The sequence below is a fragment of the Intestinirhabdus alba genome, assembly GCF_009711095.1.
Lineage (GTDB): Bacteria > Pseudomonadota > Gammaproteobacteria > Enterobacterales > Enterobacteriaceae > Intestinirhabdus > Intestinirhabdus alba.
Genome location: NZ_WMJZ01000162.1, coordinates 1 through 366 on the forward strand (window position 1 = coordinate 1; position 366 = coordinate 366).

General features: G+C 48.4%; 1 pseudogene. It reads right to left on the reverse strand.

From position 1 onward, the window contains the following. A pseudogene (locus GJV78_RS23250) lies at positions 1-366 on the reverse strand (hypothetical protein); the annotation flags it as partial.

Consider the following 366-nt stretch of genomic DNA (forward strand, 5'->3'; position numbering starts at 1 on the left):
TGAGTACAAAGTTGCTTAATTCGTGCAATCACCTCATCTCTGTACTTCTGGTGTCCGCGCATAGCCCTTGGATGGGCAATTCTGAAACAGATTGCATTACCTGTTTTGAACTCCCATAGCTTCCCCGGAATGACTGAAGAAGTCTCATAGCCGCCCAGCTCAGTAAGCACCTGTTTTATGATGTAGTCTGTTCTCCGGGCTCCAGATGCAAAGATGATGAAATCAGGCTCAAGGTGTTTAATTTGTACCGCCAGCAGCTTCAGCGAGGCTAATATGACTTCCTGCACTTCATTTTGAGGGCGATTGAGAGGGGTCAGTCCGTCGTAATCCCACGCCAGTAGATTGGCATACACGATTGCCTGGGGA